This is a genomic window from Planctomycetaceae bacterium (assembly GCA_041398825.1).
Lineage (GTDB): Bacteria > Planctomycetota > Planctomycetia > Planctomycetales > Planctomycetaceae > F1-80-MAGs062.
The window spans coordinates 18,977-40,348 of sequence record JAWKTX010000010.1; the positions used below are offsets into that span (position 1 = coordinate 18,977).

General features: G+C 53.8%; 15 protein-coding genes and 1 pseudogene. 10 read left to right on the plus strand and 6 right to left on the minus strand.

The features are described 5' to 3' along the window. Positions 1-45 precede the first annotated feature (45 nt). On the plus strand, positions 46-393 hold the full coding sequence (locus tag R3C20_17705; GenBank protein ID MEZ6042343.1) for a DUF485 domain-containing protein: 348 nt from the start codon (positions 46-48) through the stop codon (positions 391-393). After that, on the plus strand, positions 390-2,339 hold the full coding sequence (locus R3C20_17710) for a cation acetate symporter (GenBank protein MEZ6042344.1): 1,950 nt from the start codon (positions 390-392) through the stop codon (positions 2,337-2,339). The genes R3C20_17705 and R3C20_17710 overlap by 4 nt, the downstream gene beginning before the upstream one ends. A gap of 294 nt (positions 2,340-2,633) precedes the next feature. Here R3C20_17710 and R3C20_17715 read toward each other — a convergent pair whose 3' ends face one another. The 4 genes from R3C20_17715 to R3C20_17730 all read right to left on the minus strand — a co-directional run bounded on the left by R3C20_17715 (position 2,634) and on the right by R3C20_17730 (position 7,823). Beyond that, the gene (locus R3C20_17715) at positions 2,634-3,965 is read right to left on the minus strand and encodes a DUF1501 domain-containing protein (protein ID MEZ6042345.1); all 1,332 of its coding nucleotides are present in this window, start codon (positions 3,963-3,965) and stop codon (positions 2,634-2,636) included. Positions 3,966-4,119: 154 nt separating this feature from the next. After that, positions 4,120-4,911: a gamma-glutamyl-gamma-aminobutyrate hydrolase family protein gene (locus R3C20_17720; GenBank protein MEZ6042346.1), complete on the minus strand. Its 792-nt coding sequence runs from the start codon at positions 4,909-4,911 to the stop codon at positions 4,120-4,122. Between the two features lie 387 nt (positions 4,912-5,298). Next, positions 5,299-6,354 carry an alpha/beta fold hydrolase gene (locus tag R3C20_17725; GenBank protein MEZ6042347.1) on the minus strand — a complete coding sequence of 352 codons (1,056 nt, stop codon included), beginning with the start codon at positions 6,352-6,354 and terminating at the stop codon, positions 5,299-5,301. 212 nt (positions 6,355-6,566) lie between these two features. Further along, positions 6,567-7,823, minus strand: coding sequence for a beta-ketoacyl-[acyl-carrier-protein] synthase family protein (locus R3C20_17730; protein MEZ6042348.1), 1,257 nt, complete (start codon positions 7,821-7,823; stop codon positions 6,567-6,569). A 768-nt stretch (positions 7,824-8,591) separates the two neighbouring features. Here R3C20_17730 and R3C20_17735 point away from each other — a divergent pair. From R3C20_17735 to R3C20_17755, 5 genes are all read left to right on the plus strand, one after another. Next, positions 8,592-8,930 (plus strand): hypothetical protein, encoded by a 339-nt coding sequence (locus R3C20_17735; protein MEZ6042349.1) that lies wholly within the window; start codon positions 8,592-8,594, stop codon positions 8,928-8,930. Between the two features lie 413 nt (positions 8,931-9,343). Beyond that, on the plus strand, positions 9,344-9,832 hold the full coding sequence (locus R3C20_17740) for a hypothetical protein (GenBank protein ID MEZ6042350.1): 489 nt from the start codon (positions 9,344-9,346) through the stop codon (positions 9,830-9,832). An 89-nt stretch (positions 9,833-9,921) separates the two neighbouring features. Beyond that, positions 9,922-11,193 carry a hypothetical protein gene (locus tag R3C20_17745; GenBank protein MEZ6042351.1) on the plus strand — a complete coding sequence of 424 codons (1,272 nt, stop codon included), beginning with the start codon at positions 9,922-9,924 and terminating at the stop codon, positions 11,191-11,193. Between the two features lie 166 nt (positions 11,194-11,359). Further along, a complete protein-coding gene (locus R3C20_17750; protein ID MEZ6042352.1) occupies positions 11,360-12,043 on the plus strand; it encodes a hypothetical protein in 684 nt (227 codons plus the stop codon). 491 nt (positions 12,044-12,534) lie between these two features. Next, a complete protein-coding gene (locus R3C20_17755; protein ID MEZ6042353.1) occupies positions 12,535-16,764 on the plus strand; it encodes a family 16 glycoside hydrolase in 4,230 nt (1,409 codons plus the stop codon). A gap of 214 nt (positions 16,765-16,978) precedes the next feature. Here the strand turns inward: R3C20_17755 and R3C20_17760 are convergent, their stop codons facing one another. Both R3C20_17760 and R3C20_17765 read right to left on the minus strand, forming a co-directional pair. Beyond that, positions 16,979-17,329 (minus strand): hypothetical protein, encoded by a 351-nt coding sequence (locus tag R3C20_17760; GenBank protein ID MEZ6042354.1) that lies wholly within the window; start codon positions 17,327-17,329, stop codon positions 16,979-16,981. A 127-nt stretch (positions 17,330-17,456) separates the two neighbouring features. Further along, positions 17,457-18,128 carry a hypothetical protein gene (locus R3C20_17765; protein ID MEZ6042355.1) on the minus strand — a complete coding sequence of 224 codons (672 nt, stop codon included), beginning with the start codon at positions 18,126-18,128 and terminating at the stop codon, positions 17,457-17,459. 438 nt (positions 18,129-18,566) lie between these two features. Here R3C20_17765 and R3C20_17770 point away from each other — a divergent pair, with 438 nt between their 5' ends. The 3 genes and pseudogenes from R3C20_17770 to R3C20_17780 all read left to right on the plus strand — a co-directional run bounded on the left by R3C20_17770 (position 18,567) and on the right by R3C20_17780 (position 21,240). Then, entirely contained in the window at positions 18,567-19,664 is a 1,098-nt protein-coding gene (locus tag R3C20_17770; GenBank protein ID MEZ6042356.1) for a hypothetical protein, read from the plus strand. 117 nt (positions 19,665-19,781) lie between these two features. Next, positions 19,782-20,545: pseudogene (locus tag R3C20_17775) on the plus strand (transposase). 479 nt (positions 20,546-21,024) lie between these two features. Then, positions 21,025-21,240 (plus strand): hypothetical protein, encoded by a 216-nt coding sequence (locus R3C20_17780; protein ID MEZ6042357.1) that lies wholly within the window; start codon positions 21,025-21,027, stop codon positions 21,238-21,240. The last annotated feature ends 132 nt before the right edge of the window (positions 21,241-21,372 follow it).

Below are 21,372 nucleotides of genomic sequence, written 5' to 3' on the forward strand. Positions count from 1 at the left end.
ACTGCGATTTCCTGAGCAGAGTTGATCTTTCCGGCGAGAGTGAAAATGCAATCAGACAATGAGGCTCAAACGGACGATGGAGAAGTCCGCAGGATTCAGAATCACAATGCAAGGATGGGCATTATTCTGTTCACCATCTACCTGGTGCTCTACGGCGGATTCGTATTTCTGAATGCGTTCGCCGCGGACATGATGGAATCAACGCCTTTCGCCGGGCTCAACATTGCCATCCTTTACGGGTTTGCCCTGATCATTGGTGCGTTCGTCATGTCTCTGGTTTATGGCGCACTTTGCAGAAACCCACTGCACCGACCGTCATCATTGCCCTCCCACAATTCCGCGACCTCAGGCTCCTCATCGGTGGATTCTGTTGAACAGGAGCTGAAATCGTGATCTACGAAACATCCTGGTCTGCAGTCGTGTTTTTCAGTCTCTTCGTAGGATTTACGCTGGGGCTGAGTTTCTGGCTGGGGCGGAAGGCAAAATCTTCGGCCGGGTATTTTGCAGCCCATGGTCAGATCCCCTGGTTCGTCAATGGGATAGCCTTTGCCGGAGATTACCTGTCTGCAGCGTCATTCCTGGGGATTTGTGGAATGATCGCTTTTTACGGTTACGACGGTTTCCTCTATTCCATCGGATATCTTGCAGGCTGGATTGTCGCTTTGTTTGTGGTTGCTGAGCCTATGAAGCGGCTTGGTAAATTCACCTTTGCTGATGCGCTTGACGCAAAATTCAACTCGCGCGGAATCAAGCTCGCAGCCGGAATCAGTACTCTTGCCGTCAGCATCTTCTATCTGATCCCGCAAATGGTCGGGGCTGGCGTTCTCGTTCAGCCTCTGTTGAATCTGCCACACGAAGCAGGCGTTGTCATCGTCGGTACCGTGGTGATCCTGATCGTTGTGACGGCTGGGATGGTGTCGACAACATGGGTGCAGTTTCTGAAAGGCTCCCTGCTTGTTTTCTTCAGCGCTTTACTCACCTGGATGATTCTTGGTCGCGGGCTTCATGTCGAAGACGGCGGCAATGATGGTTACACGTTTCAGCCTCTGTCAGTGGCCATCTCAGATTTGTCCGCCGGGTCGGTGATCGACGGGAAATACGAAGTCATACCCGCCGACGGTGGCTGGACTGATGTTGAAGACCGATTTGTCCGACTCAGGCAAAGAGAAGACGGACGAATTTCAGTTTGGCATGTGACATCCGATGATCGTGCATCGACTGCCACGTTAACCGAGACACAGACTGTCAGTACAGATTCTGCAGGTTCTGTTCTGGTAAATGGCGAACCAAAAGGGGTAAAGAAGGGCGAGAACGAATTGCACCCGATTGGTTGGGTCAGCAAATTGCCGGGAGGCAGGACTGAAACTGGTCCGCTCGGGCTATTGTCTTTTTTCAGCACTCTGCAGGAGAGCGAAGTCGTTCTTTGGCGGGAAGAGAAAATTACGGAGGCAGACGGTACAAAGACCTCGGTCTATTACCAAAAGCCGACCGCTGGTTCGCAGATTCTCAGGCCAGGCGAGCATCCCACGTTCAAAGGGATCCGAAGCGATAAGCTGATGGACCGCATGAACTTTCTGTCGCTGATGCTTGCACTCTTCTGCGGGACGGCATCATTGCCACATATCCTGATTCGGTACTACACCGTGAAGGATGAAAGCAGTGCGCGCAAGAGTACCATTGTCGGAATCGCGAGTATCGGGTTCTTCTATGTGCTCACGCTCTACCTGGGACTCGGTGCAATGACCAGTGGGGCGCTGGATGTAACCAGCAGCAACATGGCAGCGCCACTGCTTGCAAAGAGCATGAACACCTGGCTATTCGCGGCTATCTCGGCAATCGCGTTCACCACTGTGCTTGGAACCGTGAGCGGACTGATCCTGGCGTCTGCCGGAGCAGTTACCCACGATTTACTGAGCAGCGGATTCGGCGTTCAGATGAATGATGATGAAAAAGTGCGAGTAGCAAAGATCTCGTCTGTCTTTGTTGGCGCCATTGCGATTGTGCTGGGTATCGTGTTTAAGAGCATGAACGTCAGCTTCCTGGTCGGTTGGGCATTCAGCGTGGCTGCCTCAGCAAATTTGCCATCGCTGGTGATGATCCTGTTCTGGAAAGGCGTTACCAGGCAAGGCGTGATCTCAGCAATTATCGTCGGAATGGTAAGTTCGCTGGGCTGGATTCTTCTGAGTGGCGACACGTATTCGAAAGTTTATGGATTGGATGCCTCTGACGCCCTGGTTCCCTTCAGTCAGCCGGGCATGGTGACTATTCCGCTGGGCTTTCTGACGCTGGTTGTGGTGTCGCTCTTGACGCGAAAGAACAACGACGAAGCGGCGGCGTAAGACCTTCCATCGGAAGATTTCATGGGAGGCTTCGACCTGCCAGTCGGCATCTCCTTCTGGACGATAGCGGAGCGTTTCGTCGCGTTTGATTGCGATGTGTTCACTTCCACTCCGCCGGGGATTCGATCAAGCGGACCATCGCAATCCAGGTCATCCGGTTGCAGATACCTGGTCCGGCGACAACAGGGCTTACAACAACAGGGCTTACAACAACAGGGCTTACAACAACAGGGCTTACAACAACAGGGCTTACAACAACGGGTCTTACAACAACAGGGCTTACAACAACGGGTCTTACAACAACAGAGAGGAGATGGGAGAGGTTTTTCCTTCGACATGGTGAAAAGTCGGCAGGTCATTTCCCAGGTCGTACTCAGCACCAGGATCGAGCCCCAGCGATGCGAAGATTGTTGCGAACAGTTGTCGATTGTCCATTCGTCCGTCAGTCACCTCAAAACCCAGTTCGTCGGTTGCTCCATGGACGACGCCCCCCCGGATACCAGCTCCAGCCATCACAAGGCTCCATGCCTTTGCGTAATGGTCACGCCCGCGTGCTTCGTTCAGCCATGGTGTTCGACCAAATTCTCCCATCGCAATGACGAGCGTGTCTTCCAGCATGCCTCGATCGTTAAGGTCTGTGATCAGCTGAAACAAGATGTTGTCCAGTTCAGGTACCAGCATCTGATGCATCTCGTGCTGGAAAACATGATTGTCCCACGGCATACCATTGGCAACCATGACGAAGGTTGAACCATTCTCGATCAGGTGCCGTGCCTGAAGGGCATGTTGGGCGAATGCGCCTGGACCATAGCGTCTGCGATCTTCTGTCGGCAAAGAATCCAGATCGAACAACGGTGCGCAACTCATCAGCCCCTTCACGCGTTCGAACGCAGCGTTGTAGGAAGCGGCTGCTGCGCTTCGGCGATCATTTTCATACTTGCGGCTGAGAAACCGTCGTAATGCTTCTCTGTCGGCAAAATCGGCATCGCTAATACTGTCCGGCTTCAGAATATCCGGAATGGAATACTCACCGCCAGCTCTTACCGGACCATATTCGGCTCCGATCCATCCGGCCCAGTTGCCGGCTTTGAATGCTTTGAATTCGTTACCCTCAGGACAGGGGTCCAGCAATACGAACTGAGGAACCGGACTGTCAAGGTGCCCCAATTGCTGTGCGACAACAGAACCCAGAATGGGTCGAGTAAATGGTGGTCTGGGCTTATCGCCTCTTGTCAGTACGTCAATACCCTGAAAATGCTCGCCTGGCTCAGTGGACATCGATCGAACGACTGCGAGCTTGTCCATGATGGTCGCACAGCGCGGCATCAGTTGAGAAATCCTCAAACCGGGCAGACTCGTTTCGATGGCACCAAAAGGTCCTCCCGTTGGAGTTCCAGGTTTAGGGTCCCAGGTTTCGAACTGGCTGGGAGCCCCGCAGAGCCAGAGCAGGATGCATTTTTTTGAATGGCGTCTGGCTTCGTCTGCGATCGCAGGTACAGAGAATAATCCGCTGAAGCTTCCGACTGTTGCAGCGCCAGCCAGAGTGCCTTCCAGAAACAATCGCCGATGGATCGTGTGCTCCGGGCTTCCGCAGTTGGACGGCGACTGATTTGTCTTCGAGTTCATGCCTTTCGTAGCCCTTACTTCGTCTGCTTCTGACGATAAATGATTCGTGGCAGGTTTCCGCAGAGCCGCGTCAAATGCAGAAAGGCTCAGCATACAAATATGCTGAGCCTTTCGCGATGATCAGTTGCGGCAAAAGCCGGGTACGACTTGTTGGTCAGGCGGCTCGGTGAACGGCGGTTGACATCGGAATAATGTCCCGTGTTTCCAGTTCCTGTTCTGCCACTTTCATGGAAGCATCGACGAACGCTTCAAAAATCTGCAGATCCAGAGCGGATGCATTCGTGCTTTCCGGGTGCCACTGAACACCAAGGCAGAACCAGTCATCTTCAATGGATTCATAGGCTTCGACAACGCCGTCCGGACAGGTTGCGGAAACTCGGAAGCGGTTTGCGAGCTGCTTTACCGACATGTGGTGGTTGCTGTTGACTCGAACCTCTCCCGGACCGTAGATGGCGTCAACTCGAGTGCCGGGCACAACTTCCAGAACGTGCCGCAGGTTCTTTTCCACAGGGTCACGATGGTGCAGGGCTTTCGGAAGATCCTCTGGAATATGCTGAAACAAAGTCCCGCCACAAAGGACATTCACAAGCTGCATGCCGGAGCCAATTGCCAGAATGGGGAGACGTCTCGCAATCGCCATCTCAGTCAGACGTCGGTCAAAATCCTCACGTCGCTTTGGCATCACCTTGACTGCCGGGTGGGGATGCATCTTGATACGGGTTGGATCCAGATCGAGGTTGCATCCGCAGAGGACGATTCCGTCGAGTTTTTTCATGATGGCTTCGAGGTCTTTTTCGTCCTCGAACGGTGGCAGGAGAATTGGCAGGCCCCCAGCGGCAATGACGCTGTCGTAATAGCCGGTGTTGAACCAGCTGAGTGCCGCTCCGTCGTAGCGCTCAGGTCGAAAATCGCCAGTGATACCAATAACAGGTTTTGAAGTGCTCATGAAACAGGTTCCCTCCCAGGTGAGCCGTTGCGACTGCAGTGCAGTCCAAAATGTGATGTGGGTGCCGAATTCAGCCGAGTGATTGACAATTGAGTTATGGCGCGGCCCGCAAACGAAAAGCCGCATGAAGCAAGTGCCACAACGAAGCCGAAGACAGATTCCTTTCTGTTACGAGACCAACTCCTTTGGTCCGTCGACGATCAAAAGCATTCGTCGAATTGATTCAGACAACCCCGGATCAAGCGTATCCGGAAGAGCTCAATTCCATTGCTCTCTTCCGAACGGGCGGGAGATTAGTCAAGATCATTTGCAACTACAAACGAAATCGCCATTTTGCGGTTAAGTTTGTCTTGCAGCACCAGATCTTGTATGCGGTGTCGAGGTGATCTACTGAAGCAGCCAGTCGATTACTCTCCAGTCCATCCAGCGCCGATCAGGATCCACTCCTCGGCGCCCGATAAAACCGAGATGTCCGCCGTGTTGCGTCACATACAACCGAACATTGGGTGGCAGTGGACTTCGCTGTAATGCTGAGGTGCGAACCATCGGGTCGTCCTGCGAAGCCAGTATGCTGGTATGAACACGAATATCCGGGATGACTCCGATCGCAGATGCTGCTTCGTAGTAATGCTGCGCGGATTCGTAGCCTGAGGCCGGTGCCGTATAGGCATCATCGAACTCATGCAGAGTTCGTGGAAGAGACTTCATGGTCGCCAGCGGTAGATCATTTCGCCACAGCGGACTTTCAGCCACATGTGAGAGCAGCTGGCGAGTAAAATACCAATGATAACGCATCCCGAACTTCGACTGACCGAGCGACTGGACGCAGTGGGACAAGTCAACCGGAGGGCACACTGCGACTGCACGAAACAGACTGAAGGGTGTTTGTCCCGCATACTGCCCGAGGTAGCGAAGTACGAGATTACCACTGATCGAATAACCAACGATTGAAATGGGAGAAGAAGGGCACAGTCTTTCAACCATTCGGATCGCGCTGTCCAGGTCTTCCGTTCGCCCTGCGTGATAAGGCGACCTCGCGAGTCCTGCGCCCGCTCCGCAACCGCGATGATCCATGCGGAAGACCCGTACGCCCCGCTGATGCAGTTTCGCGGCCGTGCGAGCCATGTATCCGCTGTTATGGCTGCCGCAAAGTCCATGCAGCATCAGCACAACATGGTCGCCGCGTTCCCAGATTGTCGGGCGGTCATCATGCAGCACGAGGAAATCGTCGTCCGGCAGCCGAAGTTTTCTTTGCGTGGTTCCGGTGAGCTGCGACTTCCCCGGAAACAGGGTGCCAGCCCAGGTTTGGACGTGGGCGTTTGAAAGCCCCGGAGCCGGATGAAATGCCGGGATATCCAGCGGTTTGCAGGAAGGGAAGACGTCGGTCGTTGCATCCTTCAGGTCGCGCAGAACGACGGACTTTGGACCCGCACCATCAAACATTGCTTTCTCTCTTCCCGCCATGCCCCCTGGGTCCCCAATCGTTGAAACCGCTTTGAAAACCGGGATTTGTAGAGAGTTATGTCGGAACGGGATAGCTCAAATCTACCGAGCGGAAGCGCATCGGGGACACGCGAAAGGCGCATCCAAAACGCGGCAGTGCCGTGCGATGGTTGTTACTGGAGAACACGTCTGCGAATTTGAAGGGGGCAGGATCAGATCGCTCGCAGTACGGCAGCAGCGCTCTGTCCCATCGCAGTTCGGTTTACAGAAATCGCAGTTCGGGTGGCCAGTCGACGCGAATGTTCGCGTACAACATTTAACCGACATCGTGGGTCAGGGACTTCGTAATTCAGTGTAGCCGGAACTTCGCCGTACCTGAGAGAAAGCAGCGTGCCGGCAAGCTCTACGGCACCGGCTCCTGCGTCAAAATGCCCAACGAAACTCTTCATGGCGGTCACAGGCACTTTCAGGATACTGTCGCCCATGACTCTGTGATACGCTCGCGCTTCAACGATATCGTCGGCCTGTGTACTTTTGCCCTGTGCGTTGATGTGCCCGATTTCATCCGGGCGGATCGCCGATCGCCTGAGGGCAGATTCCATTGCCCTGACCAATCCTATACCGCCGGATTCATTGGCGTGGCCCTTGCCGTCGCACCCAGCGCCAATTCCGATGATCTCTGCGTAGATATCCGCTCCTCGACGAACGGCATGTTCATAGCTTTCGATGATGAACGATGCCGCTCCCTCACCGACAACAGCTCCGTCACGTTCAAAATCGAAAGGGCGGCAGGCTCGCGAAGGATCATCTGATCTTTTTGACAGTCCCTCAAAACTATGGAATTTTGCTACATCCACCGGGTGAATATTTGAGCTGCATGCTCCCACGATCATGCAGTCTGCCCGACCTGCTTCGATCACGCGTACCGCTTCTGAAAGCGCGAGAATCGCTGAAGCGTCTCGACATGTGATGGTGTTGTTTGGTCCCATCGCGTTGTGGTCAATAGAAACGTGACACGCGGGCATATTCGGCAGTTGTCGAAGCAGCCAGAGTGGAGCAATCTCGTTGAGAGTTTCGTGATTCCACAGTTCCGGATTGAAACCGTTCGCGTCAGAACAGGCCCGTGCCGCTGCTGCCAGCTCTGCCGGGTGACACGTCATTCTTCCAGCGCCGAACTCGACACCAAATCGCAGCGGGTCAATGTCACCGGTTCGAATCCCGGCATCCCTGACGGCTAAATTTGCGGAGGATACACCGAGCTGAATGTCGCGCGACATGACCTTCAGAAACTTGCGATCCCGAAGGTGAAGCGCTGGATCGAAATCGCGAACTTCAGCCCCGAAAGCGGATGGAAGTCCATCTGCCGGTAATGCCTGAAGAAAGTCGATCCCTGATCGATTCTGTACCAGACTATCCCAGAAGCGATCGTTCCCTATGCCGATTGGTGAAACCACACCGACACCGGTCACTACCACGCGTACTGCGCGTGCCCAGTCATCAGAATGCCCTACCACAAGATCGAATGAGATATCCGCATCAATCGATCTGACCCATCTTAGCTTCCCGACACATAAGGATGTATCGGGATCTCAGGAGCAGTTTTCCCCAGAAAACGACTCCCATAGCGCCATTCACACACAAATTGAGGGGTTCGTCCGATTTATTCCAGCCCCCGCTGGATCGTCAGAACCAATCAGTGTTTGAGGAGAAAAAGCACCGGCTGAGACATGCCCAGCAACCACTGGTCGAGGTCCTGCTCGATTCAGTGGAATTTCAAACGCTGATTACACGCACAGGACCCTTTTCTGTCAAGTCGTTGATCGGATTGCAACGGGCTCTGGCGAAAATGCCTGAATTCAGCAAACCGGGTCAAGACTGGCCGATGAGGCATCGTTTTGATCTCGCGGGAATCGATTTGATGGCGCATCAGTCACCCTCCCTGCGATGGCGGATATCGGCATAATTTGCCGTAATCGCCTTTCCAGTATGAGTTTATGGAATCCCGATGCGCAGGAAATGCCGTTTGGCACAGTATTGGCTTCCTGTAATCAGCATTGACCAAGCAATCCTGAAGGGATTCGGGCACTTCTATAAATGGACGAAACTTGACCCGGTCGCAGTCGTTCGCGGTTGGCCACTGAGCAGATGGCAACCGTCTCAGGGAATTCCCCGAGATCCTGGCTCGACCGGGTCTTCCGGACTCTCACTCACCAATCTTCAAAAAGGAATGATTCAAGATGAAACATCTCATCCTGTGTGCACTGACCGTTGGTGCAATCGCTGTCAGTTCAACAATGACCGCAAAGGCAGATCACAGACACTTTTCCAGGGGCCGCAGCAGCGGATTCTCAATCTCCTTCGGGTCCGGTGGCTATGGCGGCTACGGTAATGGATTCAACCTGAATTATGGTCGCGGATACACGCCCTACTACGGAGGAAGTCGTTCCTTCGGTGGATATCCCGGCTATGGCTATCCGTCATTCGGGTCTCGCCACGGCGGATACTACAACGGTGGAATCGGCTATCCGTCCTACGGCTCTTACGGATATGGCCACGGCCACAATCATTGTTACTAGGACGGCCAAATTGCCTGAGAATTCCGCAGAAGCACGAGTTCTGAGGATTCTCTTTGTCTGCTGAGTTCCTGAAACCGTTTCTGGTGATGGAACGGAACTTTCTACAATTTCGTGACAATCCCGCGGCCACTCAGGTGCAGAACCTGAGTGGCCGCTTGTGTTTGCCGGATCCAAATTCATCTTGGTCTACCTGAGTCCGTTTCGTATAGTCCGGCAATTCTCGCGCGTCAGGGGTCCTGCAGGAACGGGAAGATTGAAACAGTTGTGGGAGTTCGTCGTGGAATTCGATGACTCGCTGACAGCGATGGAACAGTTTGTGGGAATTGATGAACTGTGAGTTGGCCTGGATGACGTAATCCGGCTGGCTGAACAAGTCTGGGTCAGGGGCGGAGCCCCTGTAAGGCGATCTCGAAATGGATTTCAACATTCGCCCAATCGGGAAGTCGTGCGTCCAATCCGGAAGGATGCTGCAGCCGGGTGAGGCATGCTGGTCGGTCCTGATTGAACAGGATGGAAAGCTCGTCCGTCAGGATATCTGCGCGGATGCATGGCAGGGACCACCCGAAGGTGCGATCGGTCACTGGAGGTGCACAGTGCCTTCCGGAAGTGACAGTGGTCGAATCAAGCTGGACGCTGACTCGTTGTTCGAGTACTTCCTGCAGCTGAATGAATCTCCGAATGTAATCCAGCAGCAATACCGGTATGTGCTGTCTCTGCTTTTGCTTCGCAAACGCCGATTAATTCTGGAAGAGGTTTGCGAAATTGATGATCGCCCGGTGATGCGATTAGTTGGATCCGGTGGCGAAGGCCCATTTGATGTGCCGGAAGAGGAGCTTTCTGAAGATCAGATTCAGCGTCTGCAGCAACAGCTGTTTGAGACCAGTGATCGAACGGCGGCGTGAAAATCAATTCGCCAGCCACCTCTGAAAATTGTTGCGATGAGACTGGAAAGAAGTTGCTTCTGGCAAGCAGGCAAAGCGGGGTTCTATTGATGGAAGATCTCCAATCTCGACTTTCGCTGGCCCTGCTGATGGTCTTGTCGTTTGCCGGTTGCAATTTAACGGGAACGCGGCAGCAGACTCGGTACGTCGATCCAGTGCTTCCTGCCAGCATGTCGTGCCAGGAACTCATTGATCATCTCAATCGACAAACCCATGGACTCCATGCCTGGCGGTCGACAGACGCTACAGTGACCGCGAGGTTGCCAAATGGTCTGCCGTTGCGATTGTCGGCGAATATCGCGTGTGCCGCCCCAGATAAGTTTCGGTTGCGGGCGTCCAATTTTGCCGCCGATGTTGACCTTGGTACGAATGAAGAGCGTGTTTGGTTTTACTCAAAACCAGGAGAGGGGCAGGTTGTCACCTGGAAACACGAGGACGCGTGTCTGCTTCAGCAACTGTCCGTTGGAATTCCCCGAATTGATCCCGACTGGCTGATGGTTGTGCTCGGCGTCATGCCGCTCGATTCAGGAGATTTCGATGTGGCTCCTGGTCCTGCCGGTGCGCAGGAACTGTGGCTGACATCGGTGACAGACGATGCGAATGGGCAGTCACTGCGCCGCGTTATCAAAGTCAGTACGATTACAGGACGTGTTCGGGAACATACCATCTACGATCACGAGCGATCTCCCCTGGTGCGAGCAACGGTCAGGAATCACAAGGCTGTGAATCAGTACCTTCTGCCCCAGGCCGTGAAACTTGAGTTTCCGGAAATGGACACCGAACTGACCATTCAACTGAGCCGAGTTGAAACGAATTGCGTCCTGGCTGAATCTTTGTGGCACGTTCCGCAACACAGAAATACGCCCGTGGTTGATTTGGGGGCTCACATTCGTTCTCAGGTTGCGCAGCATCGTCCTGCAACCCATCAGGCTGCGGGAAACGTCGTGATCACTGACAGTGATCGGGATGGCCGAGGGTGGCCATCGACACAAACTGCCAGCCTGCCGAGCCCACCTTCTTTGAACAGTGCTCTCTCCGAAAACCTGGACTATAGTCAGAGGTATCTCCGCGGTATCTCGCCCCCGGGTGAAGTCGGCAAAGCTTCCTTCAATACGAGTGAGGAATCCGAATGGAGCCTGCCGTCAGATCGAATTCAGTTGACCGGCAGGTCCAGTCATGTTGACCCTGCTGTCGCTGCTGAAACCGTTCCAGACACGCCGGAGTTTGATTTGCCGCCTGCGGAAGAACCCGAATGGGACCTGCCTTCGAGGTCTGAAGCAAGGGCTCCCGCGCGACGATGGAACATGCGATGGTTTCGATAGCTCGCCGGTATATTCGGAATAGCCAGTACAATCGGAAAAATCCGTTGCAACGTCCTGACTGCGTCGATAGCCTGTCCACTCTCTTTCTCTCCTGAACCGGGCACGTCGAAATCTCGACCGCTTGCTGCCAGTTGGCAGTGAGCTTGTTCCATGCTGGGACTGTGCCGTGCAATCGAAAATCCCTCGCGAAGTTTTTTCGTCTCTGAATTTCCTTCGCCCCCTGTCATCGGGCGACGCAACCAATCAGGATCGCCTGCTGCCCAAGTGGCTTTCAGAAAGCACCGTGGCTCGACCCAGTGTGCCTTTTTCACTGGTGCGTCCGCGCCAGCAAGCGTTTCGAGACCTTTCACCGTCTCTGCGACATTTGGCGAGAACAGCGTTCGAATTGCCCGCCGCCGGGGACGCTGCCGTCGCAATCCTCCGGATTGCCGAAGATCCTTCGCTCACGCCGGAGATGTCTGGCCGATGCGGCCTTCAGGCCGGGCTGATCCTTCTGGACGCCGGCGATCAACGCAGAGGCTGGAATGTGATTCAGCGATCGATGGCACGAATGACCAGTGCGCCGGAATCAGCATCTTCGTCGGCCAGCCCTTCGCTCTTCGCGTCTGATTGGATTGCACTGGCTGCAGGTGCAGTGGCAGCATGTGACGATGCCGCAGCAGGGGTTGAAGCTCCGTCGAGCTGTTCATTCCATCAGATCCGTTCTCGTCCACAGCGTCGCATTCTCACCGGCGACCCGGTCGTTGACCCTTGTGGAACACATGAATTTGATGGGCGATATCCTTGCGCTGCGTTCCGTGTTGTTTCTTCGACGCCGTCAGATGCAAACGGCATTATCCTGTATTTGTGAGGCCATTCAATTCTTCGAACGTGGAGCCGATGACGAAGCGATGGCAGGAGCACTCCTTTGGCGAGCATTTCTGTATGCTCGATCAGCTGATCAGGAAGAAGCTGCACTCGATTGCTCTGCAGCGCGGACTGTGCTGATGAATCTGCCTGCTGAACGCTGCACGTTTCATACATCCGTAATTTGCAACTTGTTGAACGGAAATTATGAAGGCAGCCTGAATGCTCAACTGACACCGGCTTGCACTGACGACATTGAATGTTCCGGCAAGTTCGTTGAGCCGTTGTTTCAGCGATCGGCTGGCCGTTCCAGATGGAACTGAAGGCCACGGAAACTGGACAGAGATGCTGAAGTTTCGTTTTCGACCGACGCGCCGCTCTTGTTCGGTGGCCGGGGATGATCAGGTGGGTCGCTCGACTCAACGTTTTGCTCAGACAACAATGCTGAAGTTTTGCTTCGTCTGTTCGATACGGCTCACACATGCGGAGGTATTCATGCCGCGTTTCATGACATTGCTGGTTCTGGTCGCTGGTATGTTGACATCTCAGATTGCGGTAGCGCAATCCGAAACTCCAGAAACGGAAGAGGGATTTCGTTCGCTGTTTAACGGGACCGATCTGTCGGGCTGGCGGGGAGATTCCGAATTATGGTCGGTCGAAGACGGTTGCATCACGGGTACAACGAACGGTCCCGATCATCTTGCGTATAACAAGTTTCTGATCTGGGACGGAAAGGTTTCTGATTTCGAGTTTCGATGCGAGTTCAGGCTGGAAGGCAGGAACAATTCCGGGGTGCAGTATCGTAGTCAGCAGGATCCATCGAAGGGCGATTTTGTGTGCGTTGGCTATCAGGCCGACATCCATGCGAATCCGAATTACACGGGAATGCTGTACGACGAGAAAGGCCGCGGGATTATCGCTCAACGCGGGCAGAAAGTTGTGATCACTGCTGATGGTCGGAAAAAGGTTGCAACTCTGGAGGTCAGTAAGGAAGCGATCGATCTGACGCAGTGGCATACGCTTACCATCATCGCCCAGGGCAATCACCTTGTTCATAAGATTAACGGCGTCGTCACTGTTGAAGTCACTGACGATCAGGAAGATGAACGTGAAATGGAGGGTGTTCTGGCCTTTCAGGTGCATCGCGGCCCGGCAATGAAGGCTCAATTCCGAAATATCCGTCTTAAGGAACTGCCGCCGAATCCGGTGAAGCCACAAACCGGAATGAAGTCGCCTGCGAAGAAGCCAACCAGGGGGAAAAATGCTTCGCAAAATGCGCGATTGGACAAATCGGCCGCCCCGACACCCCAGTGGATCTGGCTGAACGATGGCGATGTTCCTGAAGACAAAGTGTTTTTTCGGCGGGAGGTGAGTTCAGCGGGTGTGGGAGCGGCTCGTTTGTATGCTGCCTGCGATGACGTCATGAAAATCTACGTCGATGGTACTCTGGTCGCAGAAGGAAACAACTGGCAGAAACCCGTGTTTGTTGACATCACCGGGCAACTGGATCTGGATGACCCGAACAAAGATCATGTGATTGCGATCGAAGGCGGGAATGGCAGGAGCGCAGCCGGGCTTGTCCTGAAACTGGATCTGGAATCCGGCTGGCGCGACGCATGGACAGTGGTCAGTGATTCTTCCTGGCAAGTCAGTACAAAGCCGGAGGACGGCTGGATGAAGACCGGATTCAGGCCCTCACAGCCATGGGGAAATGCAGAAGTGGTCGCCGCGCTGGGCAGTGGGCCCTGGGGAGATAAGGTTACTGCCGAAACGCTGGCTGCGGCCGCTCCATTGAAAGATCCTGAGGCCACCCCGGCTGAGTCATTAAAAGTAGCGAAGGGGTTCAATGTTGATCTGTTGTATTCTGTGCCAAAAGGAGAGCAGGGGTCATGGGTGAATATGTGCGTCGATCCCCGCGGGCGTTTGATCGTTTCTGATCAGTATGGCTCGTTGTATCGAGTCACTTTACCGCCTGTTGAGCAGGAACATGGTCAAGGGACAGACGCCGCACGATCACCAGACGTTGGTTTGAAGATCGAACCCATCAATGTCGAAATTGGAGAAGCGCAGGGGCTATTGTGGGCGTTTGATAGTCTTTATGTCAGTGTGAACCGGGGGCAGAAGTTTGCCAGTGGGCTCTACCGTGTTCGCGATACGGATGGCGACGACGAACTGGATACCGTTGAGACGCTTCGTACGTTGAATGGTGGTGGTGAACACGGACCGCACGCTGTGCTTCTTCATCCTGATGGCAAGTCGCTGGTGGTTGTTTGTGGCAACGGTACGGAACTGACTGAGATCGCTTCGTCAAGGCTGCCATCGTGGGACGAAGACTTGCTTCTGCCACGTGTAAAAGGCCGTTTCATGGTGGGCAAGCGTGCTCCGGGCGGATGCATTTACAGAATCGATCCGGACGGTAAAGAATGGGAACTGCTTGCTGCGGGTTTTCGTAATCAGTTTGATGCAGCGTTTGACACAGAAGGCGAACTGTTCGCCTATGACGCAGATATGGAGTGGGATATCAATGCGCCATGGTATCGACCAACGCGAATCTGTCATGTGGTCAGTGGTGCCGATTTTGGTTGGCGCAGCAGTGCCGGAAAGTGGCCGGTCTACTACGCCGACAGTGTTCCGCCGGTGGTCAACATCGGCCCTGGTTCTCCCACAGGTGTCTGCTTCGGCTATGGGGCAGCTTTTCCCGAGAGATATCAGGAAGCCCTTTATGCGTGCGACTGGAGCTACGGCAAGCTTTATGCCGTACATCTGAAGCCACAGGGTGCAACGTTTACGGCTGATCTGGAAGAGTTCATTACCGGCACGCCCCTGCCTCTCACGGACATTGTTGTCAATCCGATGGACGGAGCCATGTACTTCGCGATTGGCGGTCGCAAGGTGCAGTCGGGGCTGTATCGGGTGACACATGAATCGACTTTGGTTGCAAATCAGAAACAGAACACAGCCGACGTTCTGCGGGCAAAAAACCGACATGAAAGAATCGCGTCGCTCACGTCCGGCATCGCCGCCGTCGACGGGGGAGCAATTGTTTCGACGTCCCTGCCAGGACTGAAATTGCAGGTCGATCTGGAAGAGACGCGAGCGAATTCCGTGACCGTGCCGATTCATATTGATGCTGAAAACACGGTGTGGACAAGCGCCAGCGACATTGGAGACGAAGAGTCGCTGCGAACATTGCTTCGCCGGTATGCCAACAGCACGCTAAGTGTCGCGACCCATCCGGATTCGGCACATGGTGCACTTGTTGAGGTCATGGATATTGCGCAATCGTGCGGAGTGAAAACTGTGACGCGGTTCGGTTCGTCCAGAAATCGGTTTCTGCAGAACGACGAATTTGCAACTGCCCGTCAGCAACGCCGCGGGTTGGAGGTCCTGCATCAGGCTGCCAATGCTGGTATCGTTGATGCGGCGATTCTGAATCAGATCAGTGATGGACTGGCAAGCTCCGATCGATCGATTCGCTATGCGGCTCGTATTGCTCTGGAGCATCGGGCGATGAACGCCTGGACTGACTGGGCTGGCAATCTCCGTGATCCAAACGCGGTTATTGGTTCAGTGATCGCCCGGGCTCGGTCGCATGAGAGAGTCAACATGGGAGACAAGGACTCAATCGACTCACCAATTCCTGACTGGTCAAATTCCTCGGTTACTATCGACGTGAATCGTTCGGCCATCACATCGGAAGTGCTCGAAAGGCTGGCATCGCTGGATACCAGGTCCCTGTCGGTGCAACAGCAGATTGACGTCTTGCGAGCCATCACGCTGACGTTTGTTCGCATTGCTCCTCCAAACGCAGACGAACGAGAAAAGATTATCCGTCGAGTCGAAGGAATGCTGCCGGCGAAGTCACCTGAACTGAACAGTCTGCTGGCTCAGCTTGTGGTTTACCTGCAGGCACCTTTTGCCGCAGAGAAGCTTGTGCCGATGATGCTCGACGCACCAACACAGGAAGAGCAGATTGACCTGGCAAGCAGTCTGCGGCACCTGAAAGTCGGCTGGTTACCCCGGTTACAGGATGCGTATTTTGGCTGGTTTGTACGTGCTTCCACGTATCGAGGTGGTGCTACGTTTGCGCTGTACATTGATAACATCAAGAATGATGCTGTCGCAAATCTGAATGCCGAAGATCGACAACGACTGCAGCCCCTTCTGGACCAGAAACCGGAGTCTGACGCTCCTGTCTTCACCGCTGCGCCTCGCAGTTTTGTGAAAGAATGGACGATGCAGGAGCTTGTTCCGCTTGTGCAGGCAGGCTTGAAGAATCGTGATTTTGATCACGGTCGGAAGATGTTTGCAGCAGCATCATGCTTCGCCTGCCATCGCTTTGACAATCAGGGAGGCAGCGTTGGTCCTGACCTGACGGCCTTATCCGGGCGATTCAGCTCGCGAGATCTGCTCGAATCCATCGTCGAACCCAGTAAAGTCATCAGTGATCAGTATGGGTCCGTCAACATCGTGACTCTGGATGGCAAAATCATCAGCGGCCGTATCATCAACCTTGCCGGCGATTCTTTCCGGATTCAGACGAACATGCTCGACCCGGGCACCCTTGTGGGCGTAGATCGCAAGCAGATCGATGAAATGACAGAATCCCGGGTCTCTATGATGCCAACAGGCTTGCTGAACACGATGAATGAGGAAGAAGTCCTCGACTTGCTCGCCTACCTGCTGAGCCGTGGGGAACGAAACCACGAAATGTTCCCAAATTGAAGCCTATCGGTTCGAAATCGCGGTTTCTGGGCCGTTTTGACGGGGATTTTACTGATTTTCGCCGGTGGCGCATCGGCCTGAGTCCAACAGGAATGCCGCCCGGAGGCACCGTTTCAGATTTTTTCTGAGTTCTGTGTAACACAATCGCTCAGATCTCGCTGTGAGTGTTTAGTCCCACACGAAACCTCACAAACAAAGGATCTGAGCCATGAAATCAATCGTCTCTACCACGATCGCCGTCATCCTGACCGTATGCGTAGCTACTTCCTGTGATGCAGGAAATTCCAAGGGTAGCAACTTCCGTGGATTTAAGAACGGCAGCAGCAATTCCCAAAACAACAACCGAATCAATGCAAGATTCGGAAGCCAGACAAAGAGCAACGTTCAGCACCACAACGTTCAGCACCACAACGTTCAGCATCACAACGTTCAGCATCACAACGTTCAGCACCACAACGTTCAGCACCACAACGTTCAGCATCACAACATTCAGCACCACAACGTTCAGCACCACAACGTTCAGCACCACAATCAGTTGCAATTGTGGACGGGAAATACGGGCCATCAGGCTTCAGATCTGAGCAGCTGGATCGGCGGCAAGTAGATCTTGTTGCAGCCAACTCAATTCCAAAAGAACAGGGCAGGTTGAATTCAACCTGCCCTGTTTCTAATTGCTGATGACATACCGAACGTTACTGGTTGATCTTCCAAAGGAGCCAAAACTCACTGTTCCCTCCTTCGGACTGCAAGGTGTTCAGAATGTTGGATACGTCCAGCAGTGCGGACTGGCCGTCACTCGCGACGATAAATCCTTTCGCCTGAATGATCGTGCCGTTGGCAACAGCGATGCGAGTTTGCGAGATTCCATTTGCGGACTCCTGCAGCAATTCGGAGACGCTTTGACTGGTTGCAGACGATTTCCCGGTCTGGTCCGCAGGAACATGGATGCGGATCGTCAGTTTTCTTTGAAGGCCATCCTGCCTGAATGTCCCAACCATGGAGAACTGAGCATCTTCGGGGGGATTGCTGAAGTACTTCTCGAGCGATTCTGCGCTGGGTAGCCTGGCTTTGATCACGTTTGCGAATGGCGCATTTTCGCGGAGCCAGACTGACTGAATGATTTCTCCATCGGCTCTTCGAATGTGATTGAATTCGTCCCCATTCTGTTGTTCGAATCGGGCCTTGTACTCTGCGAGTTCTCGGACTGCGTCATCACCAGTCGAAGTCGAATGCTGATTGGATCGCCATGTGACCACGTCTGTCGAACCGTCCGGCTGGATGGTGATTGTTGTCAACTGGTCGCCGACAATGCATCCCAGTGTCATCACGAACGTCAAAAGAAATAGACACCGCCACGTCTGCATCGATTTGCCCTCCTCGTAATAAATTCTCACTGATTGCCTCTGAGACACATCTGCGTCTCCAGATGCTCAACCGATGAGTCACTCATTATCCATTGTCCATTTCGGGGCGCAGGAAAGAAGGTGAGTTTTCGAATCTGTCGATATTGACCCGACTTTCTTGATGAGGCTCGTCCGAAAGTGGTTTGCTGCCGTTGCCTGGCACAAGAGAGGCATCGTTTGAGTCGAAGGGGGAAACTCGGACCCCACCCGTCAAGACAAATTCTGTGTACCGTTTCGGGGCAAATTATCACTCCTGAGCCATCGGCGTTCTGGTTAGAATTCTGCTGCAGGTCGTCTCCTGAATGCCGCGTCGTCAGGTAAACTGAAGGGCTCTTGCCTGCGACGATTCGCGGGCCGTCTTATGGATTGGGTGATGGAAGGGCTGAAAGGCATTTGTTCATGGGTCTGCAAGAAATCTGCCAGCAATTGCAGTGTCGTCGGCAGTTTGAGAGCGAAGTTGACTTCGTAAACCACGCGATGCAGCGATGCCATGAGTTTGAGGCGAACGGGCCACTCTGTCCTTTCCCCGCGAAATCGGTGTGCCGGACGATTCGCTGGAAACGCTACGGTGAGCGAAGTCTGTATCTGGCGGTCTATGACATGACGGCCTTTGAAGACCTGTTTGATTTTCAGCTGTTTTGTAAATTTGCTTCGACGGCTCATCAGGAAATCTATCAGCGTGATGCCATCGAACAGGTGGATGTCAGCTGGTTCGTTCCGGACCCTCGCGAGCGCTTCGTCCCTCCCCTTGTCACGACGTGGTGGAGCGGGAGTATTGCTCCGGCAGTCAGAAATGGTAAAGGCTGCCGAAAGTTTGTGACCGAATTACAGCAATGCGTGCCTCGTTCATTTGAACTGCTTTCCGGGTTGAATCTTCGCTGCGGAATTGAGCATCGCATTGAAAGTGGAGAATTAGAATTCATTGGGAGAACGAATGATCAGTACGTACACGTGATGATTCTGGACGATGGATTCAACTTTGATTCCGAGGACTCGTTTGAAGCGGATTCTCTGGAGGTCGATTCCGATAGCAGGCTGATCGTTCATCGCACTGGCGACAGGATTTTTGGTGGCGTTGATTATCTCGCCGCCTTTGGGACCTGGAAGGGTGGCATGCGGAAGCCACCCGGTCGCTGCAAGGATTTTCGATACAGGCTCACGGAATCCGACCGACATTTTCAGGTTGTACTTCAGGGAACCGGAAACTGGGACGAAACCTCCCCCGTGGAGGCGAAAGCATTATGGGAATCCAGCCCGTTCTCGATTCCCAAAAGCAAGTGCGATGACGACATGAACGTCGCTATGGATTTCATCTCTTCCATATTGATTCGCTTTTACTCCGAGCATCCCCGGAGTCGATACTTCAGCTCTCGTCGAATTGCTGTTGTGTCACCCATGGCTGTAAGAATCTGGGGGACCGACAAGAACAGATTCATCCTGATGCAAGGTGATACACCGGAGCAGCTCACCGATCATGGTGACCCGACGCAACCCTAGCAGCCTGTTAAGAACGGGACTGGCTCGAGCAGGAGACCTTAGAACACGATGGTTTCCAGTCGTCCTGCGTGCCTGTCCCGGTTTTTCAACATACAGCTAGGCTAGGCTAGGCATGGCGTGAAGCAGGTTCGCGTACCATGGGCCGAGAAAGGCAGTCGCTTTACCATTCTCTTCGAGAGGTTTGCCATTCAGGTGCTTCTGGCGACTCAAACCGTCAAAGGCGCCATGAGCATTCTGGGAACGAAATGGGATCAGACTTGGTCGATCATTGAACGCGCGGTGGCTCGAGGCAAGGCTCGCAAGGAGCAGCAGCCGATGCCTCGACTGGGGATCGACGAGAAGGCTTTTCTCAAAGGGCAAAACTACATCACTCTGCTTTACGATCTGGACAACAGCACGGTCGAAGCGATCTCCGATGGAAACGACACGGAGGCCGGAATCGCCTGCCTTTCTCAACTTTCTGAGGATCAGATCCAGTCTGTCGAAGCCATTGCGATGGACATGAATGCGGCCTACGTCAAAGCGGCGAAGCAAGTCATTCCGTTGGCGGAGCACAAGATTGTCCACGATCGGTTTCACGTCATGCAGATGGCCACAAAGGCGGTCGACAAAGTCCGTCGAGGCGAACATCGGACTCTGATCAAAAGGGCGATGACCGTCTCAGCAAGACGAAGTACGTCTGGCTGACCAGCCATGAGAATCTCAGCACAAAGCAGCAGGAGGTCTTTGATGCCACATACGACCCGCAACTCCAGACCGGCAAAGCATGGGCCTACAAGGAATGCCGCAATGCGGTTGTTCCGCGGTCATTTCGCAAGATTCAGAGTCGCTCGTCGGGCGATACCAACGAAGTCGTTGATATTAAACCGCCCCATTGCTGACTTTTGTTATGATGCCGCTGGTCGCCCAATCACGCGGGTGGCTACGAATCGTGAGGAGCGCGGTGGATTGCAGCGATCCGTACTCTGGACAGCCATGACACTGCGATTCGGTCTGGTAAGAGTCTTAACTGAAACAGGTGCACGCACGCATCTTTCGGGCGATGTCGCCGCGTTTCGAGTTTGAGCTCACTTTAAATGGGGGTGGACAGGATCGTTCTTCGTTTCAATTCCCTGCCAAAGTCATTCGTTGAACGGAAGTTGTACTGATGCCTGATGCTATCGATGAATTTGAATCCATCTTCTCGTCGCGCTGAGAAGCAGAGTTTCGAATTTGCCGACATTCCAATCGAATCTGTCACAATTGTGATGACGGAGAAGCAGCCGCCGGAGAACAGACAGCAGAGGCTGTGCGCTCGTTTGTACGGCCGCTCCAAAGTGCGAACTCGTGGCGAATTATTTCCGGCGCGGAGTTTTCCAATGTGAAAACGCTGCTGGAGATGATCGATACCGAGCAAACCGATCTGATCGTCACCTATCGTCACCTGCATGAACGTGACATGCTGCCTGTGCACAGCCTGGGCGTTTACCTGGATATGCTGACTCAGACCACGTCGATTCCGGTACTCGTATTGCCGGGTTTATCACATGCTGATTTGCTGTCGCTGAATGACGGCGACTGCGATCGGGTCACATGATCGTGGCAGATCATATTTCCGGTGACAATCGTCTGATCAATTACGGCGTGAAACTGTGTCGAACAGGGGGCAGTCTGTGGTTAGTGTCATGTCGAAGACGATCGCATTTTCCAGCGATACGCCGCCGCTGCC